We start from the raw sequence: 24,425 nt of genomic DNA on the forward strand, positions 1-24,425 counted from the left end.
AATAAAATAGTGTTTCTTTAGGATTATATTATTTCTTCAAAAGAGGTAAAATATCAAAAATTACCCTATAAAGGATATAAATTTTCCAATTCGAGAAGGGTAGTTCTTTTAAATTATGTTATAATAGTAGTATTGATTTTTTTGTATGAACAAAAACTATATGAAAATTCTATATTACTATTAACGACTTATGGGGTGACAGCATGAAATATCTTTTAAGCGAAGTCTTATTTAATGAATTATTTATTGGCAAAGATTTTGTCTTTTTAATGAAAAAAGTGGGAGACGATTATCAATATATTCGCTTAAATCAAGCAGCTAGAGCTTTCTTTCCACAAGAGGCGATTGGGAAAATGCTTTCTTCCCTTACCCAAAGTCGTAATTTCACTACAATTCAAGAAAATTACAATCGAGCGATTGCAATGCATAGTCAAGTGGATTATGTGGATTATGCCTATTATAAATCAGAGGTTCGTAAATATGAGACATCTGTTCGTCCGCTTAAACATAATAAAGAAGACTATATTTTAGCTATAACTAAAGAGATTCTCTATGATCGTAGCATCGAAGATAAGTTTTTATTTCTGCGCTCTATGTTTGATCACGCCTTCTTTTCAACGGTCATCTTATCAGCTGAAGGGACTATTTATGAAGTGAATTCCAGCTTTACAGAAGACTTTGAATTAGATACTGAAACAGTTAAACAGCAGTTATTCATTGATTTACCAATTGTTCCTAAAGATGAAGTGGAAAATATACAGAACTATTTACAAAAAGCAGCTATGGGCAAAAATATTGGCGAAAAACTCATTAAGCTTCATACACTAGATAAAAAAGAGCGCAAGTATTTAGTATCACTATCCCCAGTTATGCAGGGGGATAACTCTTTTGCTATTTTTCTTATCATGCAGGATTTCACACAATTCACCGAACAAAAGGCAGAGTTACGCACAAAATCTCATGGTTTTGAGGTGTTTAAGGCCGCTCTCAATTCTGCAGCTTCCATTGCTGTTCTAGATAAAAATGCAAAAATATTAGAAGTAAATGATTTGTTTTTAAATGCAACAGGCTACATTGCAGAAGAGCTAATAGGTCAATCTTCTTTAGAATTAATCGAGCCTCGTAACGATACTAAAGAGTTAGTACAATTACTTAGGAAGGGGAGTGTTTGGAGAGGGGAGCTATGCTATCGTACAAAATTCCATGCTGATTGTTGGGTAGAGACAACTGTAGTTCCATTGAAAAATGAATTTGGCGAGACAGAACAATATTTATCCATTAACTATAATATTACGGACAAGAAAAGAATGTTAACGGAATTGAAAAATATTGAACGCACATTCCGTCTAATTACAGAAAATACAAATGATTTAATTGTCATTACAAACGAAGACGGTATCATTATTTATGCCTCGCCCTCTTATGAGTTGTATTTAGGCTACGAAAATGCAGAATTACAAGGTCAGTTTTACAATGATATTGTAGATGAACAAAGTAAGAAGGCTTGGCAAACGTTTCTAAATAATTTTTCGGGTCAAACGGAAAAACAATTTGAGCTTCTACTAAAGGCGAAGGACGGTACGCCTGTTTGGACTGAAGGAAACGTAACTGTTGTTCATGATCCAAAGCGCGAAAAAGTTTCGCAAATTATGATGGTATCTCGTGAGATTACTCATCGTAAGGAACGAGAGAATGATCTATTATATTTAGCCTATCATGATACATTAACACAATTACCAAATCGCCGTTTTTTAAGCAAGGAGTTCCCAAAAATATTGGCAGAAGCAAAAGAACATAATGAGTGTTTAGCTATGCTCTATATCGATGGGGATGATTTTAAGACTGTAAATGATCAGCATGGCCATGACACGGGAGATGATTTTATCCGAAAGTTTGGTCAAGTTTTAATTACTGCGGTACGTAACCACGATTTAGTGATTCGAATGGGTGGCGATGAATTCGTTGTCGTCTTAACAGGCTTAACTCGGGATGGTGAGACGAGGGATACTCAAATGATGGATATTATTAATCGAATCCGTAATGAACTAAAAAAAGGTTGGACGATTGAAAAACATTACTTTTCTCCAACAGCCTCCATTGGTATCGCTTATTATCCGGATCACGGTCAAACATTAAATGGATTGCTAGAATTAGCAGATCAAGCTTTATATAAAGCGAAGGAAATCGGAAAAAATAATCACTATATTACTGACATTTAATCTACTATGCCTCGGCATAATTGTAGCTGCCGCTTTGCTTTCGCTACAGAAAACATCTGTAGCTGCCGCTTTGCTTTCGCTAAAGATAAAAAATGTATCCGAAATCTGTTTTGTGCTTGCGCAAAAAAACTCCTTTCCGCATTTGTGACATCGCGAAGGGCTTTAAATTTATTTAGAAATTAAAAAAAGTCTGTATTACAAGTAGTTGCTTGTGGTACAGGCTTTTTGTTTGATGGTATGCTATAACCGTATTAAGGAAAAAACCTTATCGTTAATTTGGAATAGAAGGTGATGAAATGCCTAAAAAAATACTTTTGGTGGAAGATGAGAAGCATATCGCTCGTTTTGTAGAGCTAGAATTAAAGCATGAAGGCTATGATGTAATGGTAGCTTTTGATGGACGTGAAGGACTTGCGCTAGCTGCATCTGAAAATTTTGATGTGCTGTTATTAGATGTGATGCTTCCAGGGATCAATGGAATTGAAATTTGTCGTCGGATACGTTCGCAATCACAGGTACCCATTATATTGCTAACGGCACGAGATGCTGTGATGGATCGTGTAGCTGGCTTGGATGCTGGAGCAGATGACTACATAGTAAAACCATTTGCTATTGAAGAACTATTAGCTAGAATTCGTACTATTTTACGTCGAGTGACACCGGATGAAAAAATGGGGGAATCTTTACATTTTCGAGATATCGAAATGGATATCGCGGCCTATGAAGTTTTTGTACAAGGGAATAAGCTTGATTTAACGAAAACAGAATATGATCTACTAAAACTATTAATAGAACATAAAAACAAAGTATGTACACGAGAGCTAATTTTAACCTCTGTTTGGGGGTATGATACGGATATAGAGACAAATGTCGTAGATGTATATATTCGGCATTTGCGAACAAAACTACCGGGTGATACGAATGCTTATATTGAAACCGTTCGTGGGGTTGGATATGTGATGCGCGAATGAAAAAATGGAAAGATTATTTAGTCAAGCAGTCATTACAAAGAAAATGGATGCTAACTTCTAGTGCTGTTATATTTTTTAGCTATACTATTATATGTATTGTCGTATATATTTCACTTCATACATGGCTATCAAATGACGAGGTAAGTAAAATCAAACGAACAAGCGATGATTTGGTGTATTTTTTAGAGTCACAAGGACCCAATCTTACCATTCAGGAAATTCAGCAAAATAAAGGTCTTATAGATTCTATTGCTGATCGTAATCAAACGATTAGAATATTTAATTCATATGGTGTTCCGATTTTTGGTATTAATGATACTTTTGAGGCTGCACCTCTTACCTTAATGGGGGAAATAATTGAAATGACAATTGATAAAAAAGATGTCATTGTCATTAATGAACCGATTCAACTTGGTTTCTTTCAAGGATATATTCAGGTGATCCATCCTTTATCAAAGTTCCAGTCTTTGATGCATTATTTATTGACGACAATGTTAATAGCGGGCATAGGAGCATTGTTGTTATCAGCTTCTATTGGTTTTTATCTTGCCAATTATTTGATGAAACCATTACGGGCGTTACGATCATCGATGAAAACCGTTATGGATAAAGGATTTAATGAACCGATTCAATTAACTTACACGTCTCATGATGAGATAGGTGATTTATTGAAAATGTACAATGCGATGATGAATGAATTGCAAATATCATTTGCGCAGCAGCAACAATTTGTTGCAGATGCCTCTCACGAATTGCGAACGCCTATTCAGGCAATTGAAGGGCATCTATCCCTTTTGAAAAGATGGGGAAAGGATGATCCGGAAATTTTAGAGGAATCTATTGATACTTCGCTAACGGAAATTGCACGAATGCGAAAAATGATCGAAGAATTACTAGAACTTGCTCGTCGTGAGGAAAAAGATAGCGATAGTGAGGCTGATGCAGTAGCTGTTATAGAAGCGGTTATAGAAGAGACGAGACTCCTTCATCCAGAAGCTCGAATAACGCTGTCGAAAGAAGAAGAAATAGGTCGGATATTTATAACAGAAAATGCACTTAGCCAAATTGTTCGCAATATAATAGAGAATGCTATTCGTTATTGTGAAATAGTTCCTGACATTCAAATTTCACTTGCTGTTTCCGAGAAGGAAGTATTGTTTAGGGTGGAAGATAATGGGATTGGTATAGCGGAAGAAAATATTCCATTTATTTTTGATCGCTTTTATCGGGTCGACGAGGCAAGAAATCGTCGAATCGGAGGAACAGGCTTAGGGCTTAGTATTACAAAAATGTTACTTGAAAAATACAATGGCTCTATAGAAGTCAAGAGTAGAAAAAATGTTGGAACCGTTTTCTTGATGAAATTCCCGCTAAAATATTGAGAAAAATAGACGCTTTATTTAATTATTCTAGCCTTTGGGAAAAAAATTGCTTAATTTGCTAAAAAGAGTTGTATTTTTTGTGAAGAGTAGTAAGATTGAGATGGAAAAAACGTTCTTTAAATTATGGGTATGTTGTGTTAAACATCCTTTTAAAGAGCGGAAAAATATTATATAATTAATTGTAATTTAATTAATGGAACTGCCGAAAGGCAAAATTTGGAGGTCATTTTTCATGTCGAACAACGTTACAACTGTAAGTTCTCCATGGTCAGCTTTCTCTGGTCCTAACCTAGGATATGTGATGGAGCAATACGACTTATTCTTACAGTCTCCTGAAGAAGTAGAACCGGAGTTAGTATTATTATTCCAACAATTTGGTGCACCAGTAGTAGTAGAAGGTGAAGTAGCTGTAGCTAGTAATGCAGCAGCTCCTGCTGGCGATTACAAGAAAGTGTTAGCAGCTGTGAAATTAGCAGATGCAATCCGTACAAACGGTCATTTAGCGGCAGATATTTATCCTTTGAAAAACCGTGAACTACAAACAGCTCAAATTGAAGAAAGCGCGTTCAACTTAAGCGCTGCAGATTTAGCTGAAATTCCTGCAGCTGTCTTCTTCAAAGATGTGCCAGCAAACGTGAAAAATGGTAAGGATGCAATCGATTACTTAAAATCTGTTTATACAGATAAAGTGGCATTTGAATATAATCACGTAGTAGCAACAGAAGAACGTGATTGGATTCAAGCACAAATTGAAACAGGTTCATTTAAACAACCATTAGCTTCTGATGAGAAAAAAGCTTTATTAGACCGTTTAACTCGTGTTGAAAACTTCGAGAAGTTTATTCATAAAACTTTTGTAGGTCAAAAGCGTTTCTCTGGTGAAGGTTTAGATACTCAAATCATCCTATTCGATGAAATTTTGAAAACAGCTGAAACAAATAGTGTTGAAAATGTACGTATTGGTATGGCCCACCGTGGTCGTTTAAATGTGTTAACACACATTTTAAATAAACCATACGACATGATGTTCTCTGATTTTGCACATGTTTCTAATGAATTATTTATGCCAAAAGACGGTAACCTTGAAATTACTAAAGGCTGGACTGGTGATGTAAAATACCACATGGGTGCTTCTTACAACCGTGAATCTGGTATGAATGTTAAACTTGCTTACAACCCTTCTCACTTAGAAGTAGGAAATCCGGTTGTTTTAGGTACTGCACGTGCTGCACAAGATGACACTTCTAAACCAGGGCAAGCTATTCATAACCGCACAAAAGGATTAGGAATTCTTGTGCATGGTGATGCTGCGTTCCCAGGTCAAGGGATCGTAACAGAAGTATTAAACTTTGCAAAAACTGAAGGGTTCACTACTGGTGGTACAATCCACATCATTGCTAACAACATGATTGGATTTACAACTGAATTACATGACTCTCGTTCATCTGTTTACTCTTCTGACCCTGCAAAAGGTTACGAAGTACCGGTTGTGCATGTAAATGCAGATAGCCCTGAATCTGTAGTTCTAGTTGGTCGTTTCGCAGCTAGCTACCGTCAAAAATTCGGTAAAGATATTATCGTTGACCTTATGGGTTACCGCCGTCATGGTCACAATGAAACGGATGACCCAACTGTAACAAACCCTGAAACGTATAAATTAGTTTCTAAACATGAACCAGTTCGTGCTTTATACGGTGCTCAATTAACAGCTGAAGGTGTAGTTTCTGCTGATGAAGTAGCTGCATTAGATAAAGCTATTTATGCAGAAATGCAAGCGGCTTATGATCATGTAAAAGAAATGGCAGATAAAGATGAACATAAACATTTAGAAATGCCAGAAGAATTAAAAGTAGAATTCCCACAAATTGATACAGCAGTTGGTGCGGAACGTCTAGGGAAAATTAATGAAGAGCTTTTAGTGTTTGAAGAAAACTTTGAACCACAGAAAAAACTTGGCAAAATTTTAGAAAAACGCCGTGATGCATTTGCTTCTGCAAAAATCGACTGGGGTCATGCAGAAACTTTAGCTTATGCAACAATTATTCAAGATGGCACACCAGTACGTTTTACAGGTCAAGATGCTCAACGTGGTACGTTCTCTCAACGTCACTTAGTGTTACATGACAAAAACAATGGTAATTTATTTACGCCACTTCACCATATTTCAGGTGCAAATGCATCATTTACAGTACACAACTCTCCACTTACAGAAGCTGGGGTAGTGGGCTTTGAATATGGTTACAATTTAGAAAACGACCATGTATTATCAGTATGGGAAGCTCAATTTGGTGACTTTGCTAACATGGCACAAGTTATGTTCGATAACTTTATTTCAGGTGCACGTGCTAAATGGGGTCAAAAATCTGGTTTAGTAATCCTGTTACCACATGGTTATGAAGGTCAAGGTCCAGAACACTCTTCAAGCCGTATGGAACGTTACTTACAAATGTCAGCTGAAAATAACTGGTTCGTAGCAAACTGTTCAAACGCAGGTAACTACTACCACTTATTACGTCGTCAAGCAGCATTATTAGGTACAGAAGGCGTTCGTCCACTTGTGGTTGTATCACCTAAGTACTTACTTCGTCACCCATTAGCTGCAGCAAATGCTGATCAATTAGCAAATGGTTCATTCCAAGAAGTAATTGAACAACCAGGCCTAGGTTCAAAACCAGAAGCTGTAGAACGCATTGTTTTAGGTTCAGGTAAAGTCATGATCGACATCGCAGACCGTATTAAAGACGGTGAAGGATTCGATCACCTACACATTGCTCGTGTAGAACAACTTTACCCATTCCCAAAAGAGCAAGTTGCTGGTATTATTGCTAAGTATCCTAATGTAAAAGAAATCGTTTGGGTACAAGAAGAGCCTAAAAACCAAGGTTCTTGGAATTATGCATTAGAAACATTACACGACCTTTCAGAAGGTAAAAAGCTACGTTATGTAGGCCGTCCTGCAATGAGCTCAACTTCTGAAGGTGATGCAGATTCTCATAAAGCAGCTCAAGCCGCACTTGTAGAAGAAGCAGTTGCTGAGCCTGTAAAGGTTAAATAATCACATATTAAATATTTTTGAGAGCCGGGCTACTTGCTTAGGCAGTAGCCCATTGATGTGCACCAATGCACGTTAATTAAAGGAGGAAATGAAAGTGGCTGAAATTAAAGTCCCTGAATTAGCAGAATCGATTACAGAAGGTAGTATCGCACAGTGGGTAAAAAAAGTGGGCGATCGCGTTGAAAAGGGTGAATTCATCGTTGAACTTGAAACAGACAAAGTAAACGCTGAAATCATTTCTGAAGAAGCAGGAGTTTTAACTCAAATTTTAGCTGAAGAAGGCGATACTGTACTTGTAGGTCAAGTAATCGCAGTTGTAGAAGCTGGCGAAGGTGCAGCACCTGCTCCAGTTGCAGCAGCTCCAGTTGAGGCAGCTCCAGCTCCAGCAGCACCACAAGCAGCACCTGCTCCAGTCGCAGCAGCTCCAGTTGTAGTAGAAACTTCTGGTGAGCGTGTAATCGCGTCTCCAGCAGCACGTAAACTTGCTCGTGAAAAAGGTATTGACCTTGCTGCTGTATCTCCAGTAGATCCACAAGGCCGCGTACGTGTACAAGACGTTGCAGCTCATGGTACAGCTCCAGTTGCAGCACCACAAGCAGCTCCAGCAGCACCTAAAGCAGTAGCAGCTGTTGATGATTCACGTGTGACAATTGAAAAAATGAGCCGTCGTCGCCAAACAATTGCAAAACGCTTACTTGAAGTAAAACAATCTACAGCAATGTTAACAACATTTAACGAAGTAGATATGACAAACGTTATGGCTTTACGTTCTCGTAAAAAAGACCAATTCTTCGAGTCAACTGGCTCTAAACTTGGTTTCATGTCATTCTTCACAAAAGCTGTAGTTGCAGCACTTAAAAAATACCCATATGTGAATGCACAAATCGTTGGTGATGAAATTCACTTAAACAACTTCTTCGATATCGGTGTAGCTGTATCGACAGAAGAAGGATTAGTAGTACCAGTTGTACGTGACGCTGACCGCAAAAACTTTGCAGAAATTGAAGATTCAATTGCAGATCTAGCGAAAAAAGCACGCGACAAAAAATTAGGTTTAGGTGATCTTCAAGGTGGCTCATTCACAATTACAAATGGTGGAGTATTCGGTTCATTAATGTCTACACCTATCATGAATGGTACACAAGCTGGTATCCTTGGTATGCATACTATCAAAAAACGTCCAGTTGAAGTGAATGGTGAAGTTGAAATTCGCCCAATGATGTACTTAGCACTTTCTTACGACCACCGTATTATCGATGGTAAAGATTCTGTAGGCTTCCTTAAAACTGTTAAAGAACTACTTGAAAACCCAGAAGATTTATTATTAAATTCTTAATTCCTGAGTTTCTTAAAACCTTGCGAACTTTGTTTCGCAAGGTTTTTTTCTTGTGTGGAATATTTGAGGAAGAGAAGGTTAAAGTAATCGGAGCGACGGAATGAGGATCCAGAATGACGGATAAAAGGGCTGAAGTGACGGAAAGGAAGTAGAGCGACGGAAAGAAGAGCCGAAGCGACGGATAAAGCAATCGATACGACGGAATGAGGATCCAGAATGACGGATAAAAGGGTCAAAGTGACGGAAAGGAAGTCATGCGACGGAAAGTAGAACCGAAGCGACGGAAAGAAAAGCCGGACCGACGGATAAAAGAGCCGAAGTGACGGTAAGAAAACGAAGCGACAGATAAAGCAATTGATACGACGGAAAGAGGAGCCGGACCGAGACCGATGGATAAGAATCGAATCAATGGGCAGGTTATCCCACCGCTTTCGAAAGCTTCACCAAGTTGCATATAGTATAAAGGCTATTATTTTTACTGATTAACAATTTCTTTTGAATTAATAGAAAGTATGTTAAGTATTAATTATTTGCGGATTTTCTTTAAAAAGGATAAAAAAACCTAATATTGTAATTAGTCAGAAAAGTAACGAAATTATCTTGACGAATAAGTTAGTTTTATAGTAGTATCTTAATAATCAATTAAATATTCAAACCTCACGTTTTTCTATTGTGAGGTAGAGGCGCGGTATTTATTAGTTCATTGTTGAGTACAAGCAAGCGAAGACGCAATGAAGAAGGAACTATCGCCGAAGTGTAAAAGGAGCTCGTACTTTTATGCTGGGCCTGCAGTGAATAAGTGCAGGACTGTCCTAGTGGATTTTTCCAGGTTTACTAGGTTGTGCTATCTCGGAATGATGGAATTATAGTGAGGATTTGGGCAACTGTTGAAAAAGTAAGACCTAAGTTCAGAGCTTAGGCTTTTTTAGTACAGTTGTCTTATTTTTTTACAGAAAAAGGGGGAGTTTTACATGAAAAGAAATTGGTTAGTAGTAATGTTGACCGTAGTGACTGCAATTTTGCTAGCTGCATGTGGTACAAGTGACAAGAAGGAGCCGTCGTCATCTAGTAATGAGGGGGCCAATACGAACAACGAGGAAGCTGGCGGCGAATTCCGTATCGGAATGGAAGCAAGTTATGCTCCATTTAACTGGACGCAGCAAGGTGATGCAAATGGTGCAGTAAAAATTGCCGATAATGCAGAATATGCAGGCGGTTATGATGTACAAATGGCGAAAAAGATAGCTGAAGGCTTAGGAAAAGAATTGGTTATCGTAAAATTGGAATGGGATGGCTTAGTACCAGCTCTACAATCAAATAAAATCGATGCTATCATTGCAGGTATGTCACCTACTGAGGAACGTAAGCAAACGATCGACTTCACAGAAAACTACTATACGTCTGATTTTGTAATGGTAATTAAAAAAGGTAGTAAATATGAAAAAGCAACATCTATCCAAGATTTCTCTGGTGCAAAAATTACATCACAGTTAAATACATCTAACTACACTGTTATTGATCAAATCAAAGATGTAAAAAAACAAACAGCAATGGATAGCTTCCCAGCAATGCGAGTAGCATTAGAAGCTGGAAAAATTGATGGCTATGTAGCAGAACGTCCAGAAGGTATTTCCGCTGCAGCTGCAAACGATAAATTAACATATGTAAAATTTGAAAAAGGCTTCGATACAGACATTTCAAATACATCGATCGCAGTTGGTTTACGTAAAGGTGATGCAAACCTTGAGAAGATAAATGAAATCTTAAAAGGTATTTCTGAAGATGATCGCCAAAAAATTATGGAAGAAGCCATTCACCAACAACCAGCAGCACAATAATATAATTGCGCGGGCTAGTTACTAGTCCGTGCAATATCATTATATTAGAATCTTACTAAATTATAATAATGTCTTAGCTAATTGATTCATAAGATAAAAGAAACAGGGGCCTTATGAAAATGGTAGATAGCAAAGACGATTGTAACGAATAAGCAACACGACGTTGTTAGGAGGAACATCATGAGTCTTGAATGGATTATTTCTATTGTTGAGAACAACTGGCAAATGTTTTTACGAGGTGCGTATTATACATTACTTATTTCGGTTATTAGTACAATTATTGGTGCACTTATCGGATTTTTTATTGGAATTATGCATACCATCAAAGTTCGTAAAAAGGGAGTAAAATTTTATAGCTTGAAATTCATTAATTTTATACTAACTTGCTATGTCGAATTCTTCCGTGGTACACCAATGATTGTACAAGCAATGGTTGTATTTTTCGGCTTAGATATAGCATTTGGTATTAGTATGCACTTTATTACGGCAGGTATAGTAGTTGTTTCACTAAATACAGGTGCTTATATGGCAGAAATCGTACGAGGTGGAATTGTTTCCATTGATCAAGGGCAGTACGAGGCTGCATCTGCTATAGGTATGAATCATGTTCAAATCATGCTACATGTTGTATTACCACAAGTTGCCCGAAATATATTGCCGGCAACAGGTAACCAATTAATTATGAATATTAAAGATACAGCAGTTTTAAACGTTATTGGAGTTACGGAATTATTTTTCCAAACAAAGTCGATTGCAGGTAATAACTTCCGCTACTTCGAATCCTTCTTTGTAGCATGTGTCCTTTATTTCATCATGACATTCACAGCATCAAGAATTTTACTGTATATAGAAAAACGGCTGGATGGACCAGATGCCTACCAAAAAGAACAGAAAGAAGCAGTATAGGGGGCTAATAAATGACAGTAATTAATATAGAGCATTTAAGTAAATCATTTGGGCGTAACGAAGTGTTAAAGGATGTAAATTTTCAAGTAGAAAAGGGCGAGGTTGTCTGCTTAATCGGTTCTTCAGGTTCAGGTAAATCAACATTACTACGCTGCATTAATTTACTGGAAACACCAAGTGGTGGTCAAATTATATATAAAGGTGAAAATATTTTAGATGAAAAGCATAATATCCAAGAATACCGTACACATTTAGGCATGGTATTCCAGCAATTTAACTTATTCAATAACCATAATGTCCTAAAAAATTGCACAGTTGGTCAAATGAAAGTATTAAAGCGTTCGAAGGCAGAAGCCGAGGAAGTTGCGCTAAAATATTTACAAATTGTTGGTATGGATCAATACGTTAATGCGAAGCCTCGACAGCTATCTGGCGGTCAAAAGCAGCGTGTAGCGATTGCGCGAGCATTGTCAATGAGCCCAGAAGTAATGCTTTTTGATGAACCGACGTCAGCTCTTGATCCAGAAATGGTAGGGGAAGTATTAAAGGTAATGCGTCAGCTAGCGGATTCGGGAAATACGATGTTAATCGTTACACATGAAATGGAATTTGCCAAAGAAGTAGCCGATCGCGTTGTCTTTATGGATAAAGGTGTTATTGTAGAGGAAGGCCCACCAGCTCAGGTTTTAGTAAACCCTCAGCATGAACGGACAAAAGCGTTTTTAAAACGGACATTAAAATAACAAAAAAAATAAGTACAAACGAATTTTATTACTAGTCAATATATAATGTGTAACAATGAAGCTGAACTAAATTTGTTCAGCTTTTATTTGTGATTAAGATATAATCTGGGCCACTCCGATTAACGATCATTCTTCCACTGGTAGCGTCAATTTTATGCAGTTAAGGAGATAGTATTTTGAAAAAATTATGGATTCTATTTACCGTAACTAGTGTTCTATTACTTGGATGTTCGCAAGAAAAAAGCTATAACGTATGGGTTGATTCATAAACACAAAGTCAAGAAATGATTGATTCAGCGATAGAAAGGCTTACTGATGCCGAGGTTGATTTCATTATTGATGAAAATGGTAGTGTTTTAGTAAATGAAAAAGATATGAATAAGGTTTTAATGTGCTGTACTTAAGCTAATGGGATTATTCTTCAAGAGGGATAATGCTTTTTTTTATATAATTATTTTCACTTTATTGAAACGAAAATCACGAAATTCATTCTAATAAGGAGTGATGATAATGAAAAAATTTAGCTTAATTTTATCTCTCATATTTTTATCAATCGGGTTATTAGGCTGTCAAAAAAGTGGTAATGAAGAAGAACTCGATAAAGAGATTTCAAAGTCAAACGAGGACATAACAAATAAACCTATAATCATAGGCGAAATTGTTCGAATTGAAGGTGGAAGATGTTTGGACAAATGCAATTGAGGAAAGTTATCCCGCACAAGCAGATGCGAAAAAAATTGAGATTAATGAGAAATATGAGAGATTTAAACAAGTAAGGAAACTTCCATGAAAAAATTTTTTATTGTAACTTAAACTTTCAAGTCTCTAAACAGAATATCAAAGTAAAATGGCATGAGCGACTGATGAGCCTGTTCTCTTTTAGCCTTTCGAGCTGCAGTCCGTAATACTTCTTATAATAATTGAATGACTTTTAAAAATAAAAACGTACACTACTAAAATTGAATTTAGTAATGTACATTTTATTTTTTTACAATAGTATAGGATCCTTTATTTTCTAGAATTCCATTCTGCGTATAAAATAAAGCAAATTGCAAATGCAACGGCCAGGATAAAAAACCATTGCGGTACACCACCAAAGCTCATGTTAACACCTCGAAATAAATTTTTTTATTAGTAATCTCCATTCATTTAGACTCCCATCTCTGCATGTATTGGGATGAGAGCTACAGTGAAATTTCTACTGAATGAAGACATGTCCTCAGACGCATTGTTTATCTGTGCGACAGCACCTTTTACGCCAATGAGAAATGGATATGGGTAAAAAAATGGATAGTTACGGAGAAAATATGGTCATCTATGGTTTTTTTCTCCACAAGCGGACAAAAATATTATAAAATAAGCTGTATACATTAGCTTCGTGCTAGTAAAGAGAGGTAGAGAGATTATGTTACATTTAAAATGGAAAGATGCTCCAACAGTACGTACAGTTACTTGTAAGCATACAAATGCATCAAAATATTTAGTGTCAAACGTATTAACAGTAGGGCAACAATATGATGTGAAAAATGAAACAGAAGAGTTCGTTTTTATTATCGATAACACTGGTAATATCGGTGGCTACTATAAAGATTATTTTGAATAAGCAATTCAATTTCACGTTTGCGTAATTGAGTACGGTTTTTCATTCAATAGGTTTGAGTGAAAACCAAAGGGTGGTTCAGATGATTTCTGAGCCACCCTTTTTTGTTGATTAAACGGAATCATCCCTGCTTAAAGGTTTTTAATTCAGCAACTTCTTGTAGATGCTCTTTTTCCTGCTCGGTAGCTGTATGAAGGGCGAAAACATCTTGGATAGCTGATTTCAGCTCATGCTGTGTTTCTTTGAATTTTGATACTTGCTGTGCAAAGGAAGGGCTCGTAAAACGATCATTTGCACGAGATAATTTTTCCTCTAGCTGTGCGTAGCGATGATCCATATGCATAGACAACATCATAGCTAACTGATTTTTCCAAAGTGGAATAAGGGTAACGATTGAAAATTCTATTTTTTCCGCTAGTGTTTGATTGGACTGTTGGATCATGCGTATTTGTGGCGCAGTTTGTAAGGCAACTTGCTGCGATACTTGTAAGTCATAAATACGTTGATCTAGACGTTCGATTTGAGCGGCAAAATCATTTAACTGTTGGACAGCTAGTGGTTGTTTTGATGCCTGTACACTTGTCACTTTTTCTGGAAGTTCTACTTCAATGGCCTGCTGCTTCTTCATTTGTCCAGCTGCAATAGCTGTCGCTAATTCTTCAAAGTATCCTCTATTATGAGCATACAGTTCTTCTAGCATTTCTACATCTTTAATCATTTGAAGCTGTGCACGTTCAAGTTGAACACCAATTCGCTCTACTTGGATACTAGTACGTTCAAACTCCGTTAATGTTTGCTTAACAGTAGGCTCAATTTTACCAAACATTTTTTTAAAAAAGGACTGTTTTTTTGGTTCTAATGCGTTAGGGTCCACTCGGTCTAATGTATGCATTAACGAGTCTAGCATTTGGCCAATTTTTGTGACGTCTTTTTGTTTTACTTGTGCAAGCATTCGATCAGCAAATTGAGAAAGTGATCGTTGCGAATCTTGCCCTAAGGACAGGACTGATTCGAAGTTTGTAAGGTCAAGCTGACTAGCAAATAAAAGTGCACGACTTTGTGCAAAAGGCGAAAGCGTGTCATACGTCGCCATCGCCTCATTATTTGTAGTCTCTAAATAAGATTGCACAAGAGGGGAAATACCTTGTATTGTATTTAGTTGAAATGCGTGATCATTTGCCGTCACTTATCATCGCCTCGCCACTCCAATTGTTCTTTTCGTCGTATATTGGAACGATTCGCAAATTCGATTTCCATTTGAAGATGGTCGATGTCGTTAGAAAGTGCATCTTTTAAATCAATTTGAATCGTATCATTTAATTCTGTAAGTGTTTCTCTTGTTTTAGATAATGTAATTTGGATTTCCTTATCTTTCACAGGCTGCCTTGATAACATCGTATATTTATCCGTTAATTCAACAGCGGATGGGAGATGTGCATAAAAAAACTGTTCAACATTATAAAATTTTCGTGGATCTGTTTTAACAATTTTCACGATATTTTTTGAAATACGTGTCATTTCGAGTAATTGCTTAAATGCAGAAACAGAACGTACACGTAAGTAGTTTTGGCTTAATGTTTGGATGTTTTTATTGGCTGCTTTAAGTTGTGTTTCAATATGTTTGTATTCTTCTTTTGTTATACCGGCTAATTGCATGAATTTCTTTTTCTGTCTATGTTTCAACAACGTCGTACTTGACGCGTATGTTCCAGCGAACAATAAACTACCAAGTAAGTATCCTGGTGTTGCCGCAAATGCTGCGATAGAAACAGTTGTGATAGAAAATAAGAGGCTAGCGGTATGTCTAGAGAAAAACTGTCCGACACTGAGCATGTTTCTTCCTCCTAGCATTTAAATATGTCTATCTTCTTATACGAAATAATCGACATAAAGTTTCAATGAAAAATAAAGCTTACATAAATTTTACTGCTATTTGTAAAGTTTCTCAATGATATTACTTTAGAAGAGGGAATTTCCTTATCTTTTTAATAGGCACAGCGGAAAGAAGTCGGACAAATCAAAAATCGACATCGCTAGTTCCAGATACTCATTAAGTGGTTGAAAACTTTAACTATCAAAGATTTTTTATTATTGCATAATCAAATCGTAGCTATTCATATAATTCGCAAATTGTTTGCCTTTCTTCACTTTCGTACAAATTTTAACGTAATGAATTCTCAGTCGTTTGAATGTCATTTTGTGTTAGTGAAACGTTTAATATTTGATTTTTTGTGAGTGATGAGAATCGAACATATAAAATAAAGTAGAAATAATAAAAATTTGTTAAAATTTGAGAATATGAGGATTGTTAAGTAAAAAAATATTTTTTATATAAAACTATTTACACATAGTGAATATGGTGATATAAAAGGAGAATGATAATTGTTATCAAATGAATTGATGGAGGCTTTCAAGTGTTTTTTAAGTGTAACAAAAAGACGATTGGCTTACTAATGGTTGTTTCAATGCTTTTCTTATTAGTAGGTTGCAATTCAAAAGAGGCGTCAAATAAAGATGCAAAAGATGTAACAGAATCAATCAGTATCAAACATGAAATGGGGACGACAGAAGTTCCGACAAATGCTAAAAAGATAGTTGTTTTAGAACTTTCTTTTGTGGATGCTTTACAAGGTGTTGGTATTACACCAATTGGTATTGCAGATGATAATAAAACGGATATGATTGAGAAGCTTGTAGGCGAAAAAGTAAACTACACTTCTGTTGGTACTCGTGAACAGCCAAACTTGGAAGTTATTAGCTCACTTCAACCTGATTTAATCATTGCGGATGTACAACGTCATAAAAACATTTATGAGGACTTACAAAAAATAGCGCCAACGATTGAATTGAATAGTCGTGAGTCAACATATACAGAAAATATCGATTCATTCAAAATAATTGCGAAAGCTGTAAATAAAGAGGCTGAAGCTGAGAAACGCCTCAAAGAACACGATAAGAAATTGGCTTCTTTAAAAGCTGAATTAGCTGATGAAAAAGGAAAAAGTATTTTAACAGCAGTTGTTCGTGATACTTCTTTCCAAGGACATGCTGCTTCTTCTTATGATGGTGAACTTTTAGAGACTTTAGGCTTTGAAATCGCTGCAAAAAGTAATGAAGCTTATGTGGAAATCAACTTAGAGCAACTTTCAACAATCGACCCTGATATTTTAGTGTTAGCGCAGAATGAAGGCAAATTGGTGATTGATGATTGGAAGTCAAATCCTCTTTGGAAAAATTTAAAAGCTGTAAAAGAAAACAAAGTTTTTGTAGTAGATCGCGATTTATGGACTCGTTATCGAGGGGTTATTTCATCTGAAGCAATTGGTGATGACCTTGTTAAACAATTAAAAGATTAATTTCTTTACTAAAAGCGAGAATGTTGATAATCCAACATTCTCGCATTACTTATTTTTAGATATGTTTTCAGTTAAAGGTGTGATACAAACAATGGGTTCTAAACGAACATTGAATATATGGGTCGTTACAATTTTAAGTCTATCTTTTCTTTTAATTGGTTTATTTTTACACCTCAGTGTTGGTTCGACTATTATGAACATCCATACTATTTTTAATGCAATCTTTCAAATAGATCAATCAAGAGAAACAACGATTATTCAAACACTACGTTTACCTCGAACAATACTTACGGTGATGGTAGGGGCTGCATTAGCAGTAGCTGGCGCATTGATGCAAGCTATTACACGAAATGCACTTGCTTCTCCAGAAATCTTTGGTGTCAACGCGGGTGCCTCATTAGCAGTAGCATCTGCTACACTACTATTTGCAACACTGAGTCCATCCATGACCGTGTATGCAGCGTTTATTGGTGCATTGCTAGGAGGGCTAACAGTATATGTATTCGCCTCTGGAAGGAAGATGACACATGTCAAACTAGCACTTGCTGGAACAGCGATTCATCTTTTCTTTTCTTCTATTACACAAGCTATCGTTATTTTAAATGAACGCGCAACCGATGTGCTTTACTGGCTTGTTGGCTCTCTGAATGGGAAAGATTGGACACATGTACAAGTTGCATCGCCGTGGATCATTATAGGACTGGCAATAGCCTTTTTACTTTCGCGTTCATTTTCCATATTATCATTGGGAGAAAGTATGGCGTCCAGTTTAGGTGAAAGAGTCCAATTGATTCGCCTAATTGGAGGGTTACTAGTTATTATGTTGGCCGGTTCTTCGGTTGCAGTGGTAGGTCCAATTAGTTTTATTGGTTTAATTGTACCTCATATTACACGGAAACTTGTCGGTCCAGATTATAGCCGGGTCATTCCAATTTCGGCACTTTTAGGGGCAACTTTATTATTATATGCAGATATTTTGTCTCACTTTATCGTATTTCCTTATGAGTCACCGGTGGGAATTGTTACTGCTCTGATAGGCGCTTCATTTTTCTTGTATTTAGTAAGGAAGGAGCGACTTATAAAGCAATGATTAGAAAGAAAAAGCCTAATTTACTTATTAGCATCTGTGGAATAATTTTGCTCGCGTTTTCTTTTATTAGTTTAGGAATTGGATCAATATCAATATCACCTATCGATATTTTTTATATATTAATAGGACATTCTAGTGATAATTCTTTCATTTTGTTTAACTATCGTTTACCTCGTATGATTATTGCGATTATCGTGGGAGCATCTTTGGCAGTTGCAGGAGCAATTTTACAAATAATATTGAAGAATCCACTAGCTTCTCCGGATGTTGTTGGTGTCACAAAGGGAGCTAGCTTATTTGCAGTTGCCTCCATGATTTTACTACCTAATGCTTTGACAATCATGTTGCCTATATCAGCACTTTTAGGAGCGGTCACTGTAGCAACGATTCTTTTAGTTTTTGCTTATAAGCAAGGCGCAAAAACGCACTCCTTTGCTTTAATAGGGATAGCATTAAGCGCGATATGCCAAGCGGGTATTCAATTTTTCATCGTTAAATTCCCTGATAATGTTAATACGACATTGCTTTGGCTTACTGGGAGTTTATGGGGGCGTAGCTGGAACGAAATCATGTTCTTAATCCCTTGCCTTATTTTGGTACCGATCATGCTATTATTTGCTCGAAAATTAGAGATTTTAGGATTGGGAGATAAGGTGGCGTCAAGCCTAGGTGAAAATGTGCAATTATTACGTTATAGTTTCCTTTCTGTTAGCGTGATTTTAACAGGTGCTTCTGTAGCAGTTGTCGGATCAATAGGCTTCATAGGATTAGTAGTGCCACATCTTTCTAAAAGGCTTGTTGATACAAACGCTCGTAGATTTATAACAATGTCAGCTATTTTAGGAGCCTTATTTTTATTAGTGGCTGATACGTTAGGAAAAGGACTTATGCCACCAGTAGAAATCCCAGCAGGAATCGTTACAGCTCTCATTGGTGCGCCGTATTTTCTTTATTTACTTAGACGTGAAAAAAATAAGTGAAAGGATAATCGACTTTTATGACACAACTATCAGCAGAAGAATTAACACTGACTTATGAAACAAATACGATTATAAATGGAATCAATTTAAACATTCCAAAAGGGAAAATAACGATCATCATTGGGGCGAATGGTTGTGGGAAATCGACAATTCTTCATGCCTTAGGTCGTTTGATGAAACCTAAACAAGGTAGTGTCTATTTAAATGGGAAAAACATTCATCAATATTCTCCGAAAGAAGTAGCAAAGCAACTCGCTTTTTTAGCGCAGTCACCAGAAATACTGGAAGATTTAACAGTAGAGGAATTATGTCTATATGGACGTCACCCACATAAAAGCTTGTTTGGACGTCATTCAGATAAAGATAAGGCAGTAGTGGAAGAAGCATTAAAAGCTACAAAAATGGACTTATTAAAAGATCGCACATTAGATGCATTATCTGGTGGTCAGAGACAACGCGCATGGATTGCTATGGCATTAGCGCAAGAAACAGATGTATTACTACTTGATGAGCCAACAACATATTTAGATTTAGCACATCAAATAGAAGTACTTGAATTACTTCGTGCATTAAATCAGAAGCACAAAAACACAATAATAATGGTGCTTCATGACTTAAATCAAGCAGCGAGCTACGCAGATTATTTAATTAGTATAGCAGATGGGGAAATATATCAAGAGGGAACGCCTAATGATATTTTTACAGAAGAAATGATTCAACATGTATTTGGACTCAATTCAAAAATTATCGAAAGCCCTGTTAATCAAGCCCCCATTTGCATTCCAATAGGTGTTATTTAAATTAATAGTTTCATTTGAAATAAAAAGATTGAAGCAGTCGTTTTCAATCTTTTTATTTTTTTGCTTTTCGAAAAAGCGTCTTCGAATACACATCACGCCTTAGTTAAGTTTAATCGTAACGCTTAAAATGCTTTAATTGTTCTGGCGAAAGAGTTGTCCCATCTATTGTATAATACTCAAATTGCCCTATATGGTCTTTATCATGAGCAAAATAAATATAGACGATATTTGTTTCATCAGAAAAAATAACATTTACCCAATAACTAGGAAGACCTGAAAAGTGCCAATTACATTCAATAGATTGGATAGCTTCCTTCCGATACGACATATCTTCGATCAAATAGTTTTCGATTCTTTTTTCATAAAGACGCTTTTGGATATGTACTGTACAAAATGGTGCAAGCAATATAATGATTATCCCAACGATCAAAATTTTTTTCATTCGTCATCTCCCTAAACAGTTCTGCCTATTTTCGTTTCTAAAAATTATTATATTGTCTTGTCGTTTATAGATAGTCCTTTATATTTCATATAGTCACATCTAACTATATGTAGTTTTTTAATTTCATTTGAAAGAGATTAATATTGTTTAATAAGATAAACAACATTATAATAGTGTTAATTATATCCAATTCTTGGGATGCTTTCATGTAGAAGAAAGGGAGTCTGCCATATGCTAAAGAACACAAAGAATGTTGAGATATTGGAAACTAAAATTATTTTAGAGAAATATAAGGAAAATATAGAATCAATTCAAAAATCATTAAATCAACTAGAGTTTGAAGTTAGTCATTTGCAAAGTGAAGGTTTAGTTGAATTAGAAAAGCTAGCAAACGAATTAAATATGTTGCAGCTACTTTCAACGAGTATAAAATTTAAAGCTAATAATCTAAACTGTAATAACAATAAAACCATTGTGTTATCAATAACTGAATAAAATAGTGAGATCAAGTCACATCCAATTTGAATTAGGTTTATAATATGCTTCATACTTTCGATTGTTACATATTCTGAGGGAGATAGATTCAAGAAGTGTGTTATTACTAGCGTGCAATAATAAAGAAGCTAGACTACATAATGACTTAGACTAGTAACTACAGTTTCTAACTGGAAAGAGCATAGGATATATCTTATCTCATGAGAGGAAAATTTGGCCACTTTAGGACCGATAGCAAGGCGCCACACTCACAACGAGTAGTGGCTTTTTTTTGCATGTTATTGCATTATATAAAGGGCCACCGAAGGGTAGTGACCCATAGAAAGAAAAAAGATGTATTATTTTGTATAATTCATTAAAGGTATGAAGTTCATAATTGTCATGTTATGGATTAAATATCTATGAAATATGTCAGGTACGTTAATACGAATTATACAAAAACGCAGCACCGATAATAATTAGGAGAATAAAAAGAACAACAAGTAGCGCAAATGCTGAACCGTAGCCAGATCCTCCATTACCATAAGACTGAGACATAATAATTCCCTCCTTTCTGTAATTTATAATATGTATAGTTTTCTATGGGAGGTGAGATATCTATCATAGGTTGTCTTAGAAAAAGATGTAACATCCTTCCACGAGTATTCATATACCCACGGAGCAAAGCAATACCCGCGGAAGGAAGGTGAATACCCGCGGAAGCAGGGTAAATACCCGCGGAAGGAAGGTGAATACCCGCGGAAGGAGAGCAAATACCCGCGAAAGCAAGCAAGCCAATACGCGTGGGAGTTTACTTTCGAAATTCATTGATTGTAGATAGATAAATAATTTAAAATGACTAAACATTTATTGTTTGCAGGAGACAACACATAGCACAAGAACCTTATACTATTCTCCTTATGAGTGACATCCGCTAGAGGATTTGAAACAAACGTATGTTGGTCACTTAGTCGTGTGTTGTCAACATCGCTGACGCCCCGCTTTCGCTTCGCTTTCGTTTTCGCCCCGCCCCGCTTTCTCTTTCGCTACGTAACTCACTTACTGAAGGAAGTTAAACAATTTTGTTCGGTATTAGTCCATATTGGCAGGAACTTTTGGGCATATAGCAGAAGATAATATTATTGTATGTAATAGTAGGTTTTGTGATCATGAATAGTATAAGCAGTATACATACAAAAGTGGTTCATTTCTTTAACTTATTTTGTAATTAAATCCAACTGTAATATCAAAAAGTCTAATTGGAAGGAGACCAAAGTTATGAAAATATCGAAGGGCGGAGAAATGCTCCATATTGAATTTCATGGACATATTATTCATCCAACTCTTTTATGGGATCAAGAAATGGCTTTTTTAATAGATACTGGATTCCCTGGACAAATGGAAGATTTACGCGTGGCTATGGAAAAGGTAGGAGTGCCGTTTGACAAATTAAAAGTTGTCATTTTGACGCATCAAGATTTAGATCATATAGGTAGTCTTCCTGATATATTACAGAAGTATGGAAATACTATTAAAGTATATGCTCATGAACTGGATAAGCCATATATTCAAGGGGATTTAACTCTGTTGAAGGATGGGCACCTAAAGGAACTACCAAAGGGCAAGGTGGATGATATTTTGAAAGATGGTCAAGTATTACCGTATTGCGGAGGGATTCGCATTATTCATACTCCAGGGCATACACCTGGCCATATCAGCTTGTATTTGAAAGAAAGTAAAACACTAATTGCTGGAGATTCGATATACAGTGTAAACGGAATAATTGGGGGAATTCATATACCGACAGCACTTGATATAGATGAAGCTTGAAACTCTTTGAAGAAATACCTAGAACTCGACATTGAATCTGTGATTTGTTACCATGGAGGACTGAGTAAGGATAAAAGTAATGAGCAGATTCAAAAAGTAATTTCAGAACCTTAGTTAATTAAATTGTAAAAAGGCCACTATGTATACTTGAGAAGTATAGAGTAATAAGAAGGGAAGTATAAAACTATGGATTTCGAAACTGTTATGCAGGAGCTTGAAGCCCTCGGTAAGGAACGATCTAAAAAAATGTATATATCCAATGGTGCGCATGAGCCTCTTTTTGGTGTTGCTACAGGTGCTATGAAACCCATTGCAAAGAAAATAAAAAAAAATCAACAATTAGCTGAAGAGCTTTATGCTACAGGTAACTATGATGCAATGTATTTTGCAGGCATTATTGCAGACCCAAAAGCAATGACTGAATCGGATTTTGATCGTTGGATAGATGGAGCGTATTTTTATATGCTATCTGATTATGTAGTGGCAGTAACATTATCAGAGTCAGATATTGCCCAAGAGGTTTCTGATAAATGGATTGCAAGTGGGGACGAGCTAAAAATGTCAGCGGGTTGGAGTTGCTACTGCTGGCTTTTAGGGAATCGCAAAGACAAAGATTTTTCTGAAAGCAAGATTTCCAATATGCTTGATATGGTGAAAAGTTCAATTCACGATTCACCAGGGAGAACAAAATCTGCTATGAATAATTTTCTATCCACAGTTGGGATTTCGTATTTGCCACTACATGAAAAGGCGATCGAGACCGCAAAGGAAACAGGTGTAGTAGAACTTAAAAGGGACAACAAAAAAACAAGTTTTTTAAATGCTTACGAAAATATTCAAAAAGAAATGGATAGAGGAAGAATCGGTTTCAAACGTAAGTATGTAAGATGTTAACATTAGCTTTGCTTTGATCCGAACTAATAACATCCTAAGTCACATCTAACAAGGTGTGGCTTTTAATTTTGCTAGCAAAGTCAGATAGAGACTTCCGCAATCAAGAAGTGTTAGACCTCATTTTTATATAAAGATTGAAATAGCGCCATATAAATTACCACAGATTATAAATCAATGACGAAGTGTCCTATATGCGCCTACAATGGCATACAGTGTTTGGAAGCAAACATTTGAAAGGATGTGGAGGCAAATGAAAGTAACGGTTAAAGAATGGCGTGTTATGTCTGATCACAACAAACAATTACTTTTAAATGCGGTAGCGACTAAATAAAACATAGAAAAAAAGAAGAATGAGAACATGCAGCAACAAATACAACACATAATAGAAAAAGCAAGAGGTTTTATAGTTTATCTGCACAAATAATCAATTAAGAGTAAGAGTTGTCCAATAGGCAACATCTCATTTAATGGATAAAATTAATGAAATCACTCTTAAAGGTGATATCCCT

At 36.1% G+C, this 24,425-nt stretch carries 20 protein-coding genes, 1 pseudogene and 1 riboswitch; of the genes and pseudogenes, 17 read left to right on the forward strand and 4 right to left on the reverse strand.

The genetic code is table 11. The features are described from left to right. Positions 1 to 203: 203 nt before the first annotated feature. The 10 genes from ACVYAD_RS02410 to ACVYAD_RS02455 all read left to right on the forward strand — a co-directional run bounded on the left by ACVYAD_RS02410 (position 204) and on the right by ACVYAD_RS02455 (position 14,053). Positions 204 to 2,219, forward strand: a complete 2,016-nt coding sequence (locus ACVYAD_RS02410) for a diguanylate cyclase domain-containing protein (RefSeq protein WP_476424342.1) — start codon at positions 204 to 206, stop codon at positions 2,217 to 2,219. A gap of 296 nt (positions 2,220 to 2,515) precedes the next feature. Continuing rightward, positions 2,516 to 3,190, forward strand: coding sequence for a response regulator transcription factor (locus ACVYAD_RS02415; RefSeq protein WP_386828350.1), 675 nt, complete (start codon positions 2,516 to 2,518; stop codon positions 3,188 to 3,190). Beyond that, entirely contained in the window at positions 3,187 to 4,572 is a 1,386-nt protein-coding gene (locus ACVYAD_RS02420; RefSeq protein ID WP_476424344.1) for a HAMP domain-containing sensor histidine kinase, read from the forward strand. Before ACVYAD_RS02415 ends, ACVYAD_RS02420 begins: the two co-directional genes overlap by 4 nt. 232 nt (positions 4,573 to 4,804) lie before the next feature. Continuing rightward, entirely contained in the window at positions 4,805 to 7,627 is a 2,823-nt protein-coding gene (locus ACVYAD_RS02425) for a 2-oxoglutarate dehydrogenase E1 component (RefSeq protein ID WP_476424346.1), read from the forward strand. 94 nt (positions 7,628 to 7,721) lie between these two features. Next, positions 7,722 to 8,963 carry a 2-oxoglutarate dehydrogenase complex dihydrolipoyllysine-residue succinyltransferase gene (gene odhB, locus ACVYAD_RS02430; RefSeq protein ID WP_386828353.1) on the forward strand — a complete coding sequence of 414 codons (1,242 nt, stop codon included), beginning with the start codon at positions 7,722 to 7,724 and terminating at the stop codon, positions 8,961 to 8,963. 670 nt (positions 8,964 to 9,633) lie between these two features. Beyond that, a riboswitch (Lysine riboswitch) is annotated at positions 9,634 to 9,818 on the forward strand. 116 nt (positions 9,819 to 9,934) lie between these two features. Then, entirely contained in the window at positions 9,935 to 10,801 is an 867-nt protein-coding gene (locus ACVYAD_RS02435; RefSeq protein ID WP_476424348.1) for a transporter substrate-binding domain-containing protein, read from the forward strand. 180 nt (positions 10,802 to 10,981) lie between these two features. After that, complete coding sequence (locus tag ACVYAD_RS02440; RefSeq protein WP_476424350.1) at positions 10,982 to 11,707, forward strand: amino acid ABC transporter permease; 726 nt, start codon at positions 10,982 to 10,984, stop codon at positions 11,705 to 11,707. Positions 11,708 to 11,718: 11 nt separating this feature from the next. Next, entirely contained in the window at positions 11,719 to 12,450 is a 732-nt protein-coding gene (locus ACVYAD_RS02445) for an amino acid ABC transporter ATP-binding protein (protein ID WP_476424352.1), read from the forward strand. Positions 12,451 to 12,960: 510 nt separating this feature from the next. Beyond that, positions 12,961 to 13,152, forward strand: coding sequence for a hypothetical protein (locus ACVYAD_RS02450; RefSeq protein WP_476424353.1), 192 nt, complete (start codon positions 12,961 to 12,963; stop codon positions 13,150 to 13,152). 703 nt (positions 13,153 to 13,855) lie between these two features. Then, on the forward strand, positions 13,856 to 14,053 hold the full coding sequence (locus ACVYAD_RS02455; protein ID WP_079562258.1) for a DUF6501 family protein: 198 nt from the start codon (positions 13,856 to 13,858) through the stop codon (positions 14,051 to 14,053). Positions 14,054 to 14,171: 118 nt separating this feature from the next. Here ACVYAD_RS02455 and ACVYAD_RS02460 read toward each other — a convergent pair whose 3' ends face one another. Both ACVYAD_RS02460 and ACVYAD_RS02465 read right to left on the reverse strand, forming a co-directional pair. Further along, positions 14,172 to 15,236, reverse strand: coding sequence for a toxic anion resistance protein (locus ACVYAD_RS02460; protein ID WP_476424355.1), 1,065 nt, complete (start codon positions 15,234 to 15,236; stop codon positions 14,172 to 14,174). Beyond that, positions 15,233 to 15,883, reverse strand: a complete 651-nt coding sequence (locus ACVYAD_RS02465) for a 5-bromo-4-chloroindolyl phosphate hydrolysis family protein (RefSeq protein ID WP_349657846.1) — start codon at positions 15,881 to 15,883, stop codon at positions 15,233 to 15,235. Before ACVYAD_RS02465 ends, ACVYAD_RS02460 begins: the two co-directional genes overlap by 4 nt. 620 nt (positions 15,884 to 16,503) lie before the next feature. Between ACVYAD_RS02465 and ACVYAD_RS02470 the strand changes: the two genes are divergently transcribed. From ACVYAD_RS02470 to ACVYAD_RS02485, 4 genes are all read left to right on the forward strand, one after another. Then, a complete protein-coding gene (locus tag ACVYAD_RS02470; RefSeq protein WP_476424587.1) occupies positions 16,504 to 17,406 on the forward strand; it encodes an ABC transporter substrate-binding protein in 903 nt (300 codons plus the stop codon). Positions 17,407 to 17,488: 82 nt separating this feature from the next. Beyond that, positions 17,489 to 18,496 carry a FecCD family ABC transporter permease gene (locus ACVYAD_RS02475; RefSeq protein WP_476424589.1) on the forward strand — a complete coding sequence of 336 codons (1,008 nt, stop codon included), beginning with the start codon at positions 17,489 to 17,491 and terminating at the stop codon, positions 18,494 to 18,496. Then, positions 18,493 to 19,476, forward strand: coding sequence for a FecCD family ABC transporter permease (locus tag ACVYAD_RS02480; RefSeq protein WP_476424358.1), 984 nt, complete (start codon positions 18,493 to 18,495; stop codon positions 19,474 to 19,476). Before ACVYAD_RS02475 ends, ACVYAD_RS02480 begins: the two co-directional genes overlap by 4 nt. 17 nt (positions 19,477 to 19,493) lie before the next feature. Beyond that, positions 19,494 to 20,276: an ABC transporter ATP-binding protein gene (locus ACVYAD_RS02485; RefSeq protein ID WP_476424360.1), complete on the forward strand. Its 783-nt coding sequence runs from the start codon at positions 19,494 to 19,496 to the stop codon at positions 20,274 to 20,276. A gap of 109 nt (positions 20,277 to 20,385) precedes the next feature. Here ACVYAD_RS02485 and ACVYAD_RS02490 read toward each other — a convergent pair whose 3' ends face one another. Next, positions 20,386 to 20,718: a DUF3139 domain-containing protein gene (locus ACVYAD_RS02490; protein WP_476424362.1), complete on the reverse strand. Its 333-nt coding sequence runs from the start codon at positions 20,716 to 20,718 to the stop codon at positions 20,386 to 20,388. A 231-nt stretch (positions 20,719 to 20,949) separates the two neighbouring features. Between ACVYAD_RS02490 and ACVYAD_RS02495 the strand changes: the two genes are divergently transcribed. Next, positions 20,950 to 21,213: a hypothetical protein gene (locus ACVYAD_RS02495; protein WP_476424364.1), complete on the forward strand. Its 264-nt coding sequence runs from the start codon at positions 20,950 to 20,952 to the stop codon at positions 21,211 to 21,213. A 420-nt stretch (positions 21,214 to 21,633) separates the two neighbouring features. Here ACVYAD_RS02495 and ACVYAD_RS02500 read toward each other — a convergent pair whose 3' ends face one another. Continuing rightward, the gene (locus ACVYAD_RS02500; RefSeq protein ID WP_349657852.1) at positions 21,634 to 21,750 is read right to left on the reverse strand and encodes a YjcZ family sporulation protein; all 117 of its coding nucleotides are present in this window, start codon (positions 21,748 to 21,750) and stop codon (positions 21,634 to 21,636) included. Positions 21,751 to 22,470: 720 nt separating this feature from the next. On the opposite strand from ACVYAD_RS02500, the pseudogene ACVYAD_RS02505 reads away from it, so the two are divergent. Then, positions 22,471 to 23,136, forward strand: a pseudogene (locus ACVYAD_RS02505) (MBL fold metallo-hydrolase). 72 nt (positions 23,137 to 23,208) lie between these two features. Beyond that, a complete protein-coding gene (locus ACVYAD_RS02510; RefSeq protein WP_476424366.1) occupies positions 23,209 to 23,916 on the forward strand; it encodes a DNA alkylation repair protein in 708 nt (235 codons plus the stop codon). The last annotated feature ends 509 nt before the right edge of the window (positions 23,917 to 24,425 follow it).

Source organism: Lysinibacillus sp. G1-3 (assembly GCF_056322905.1).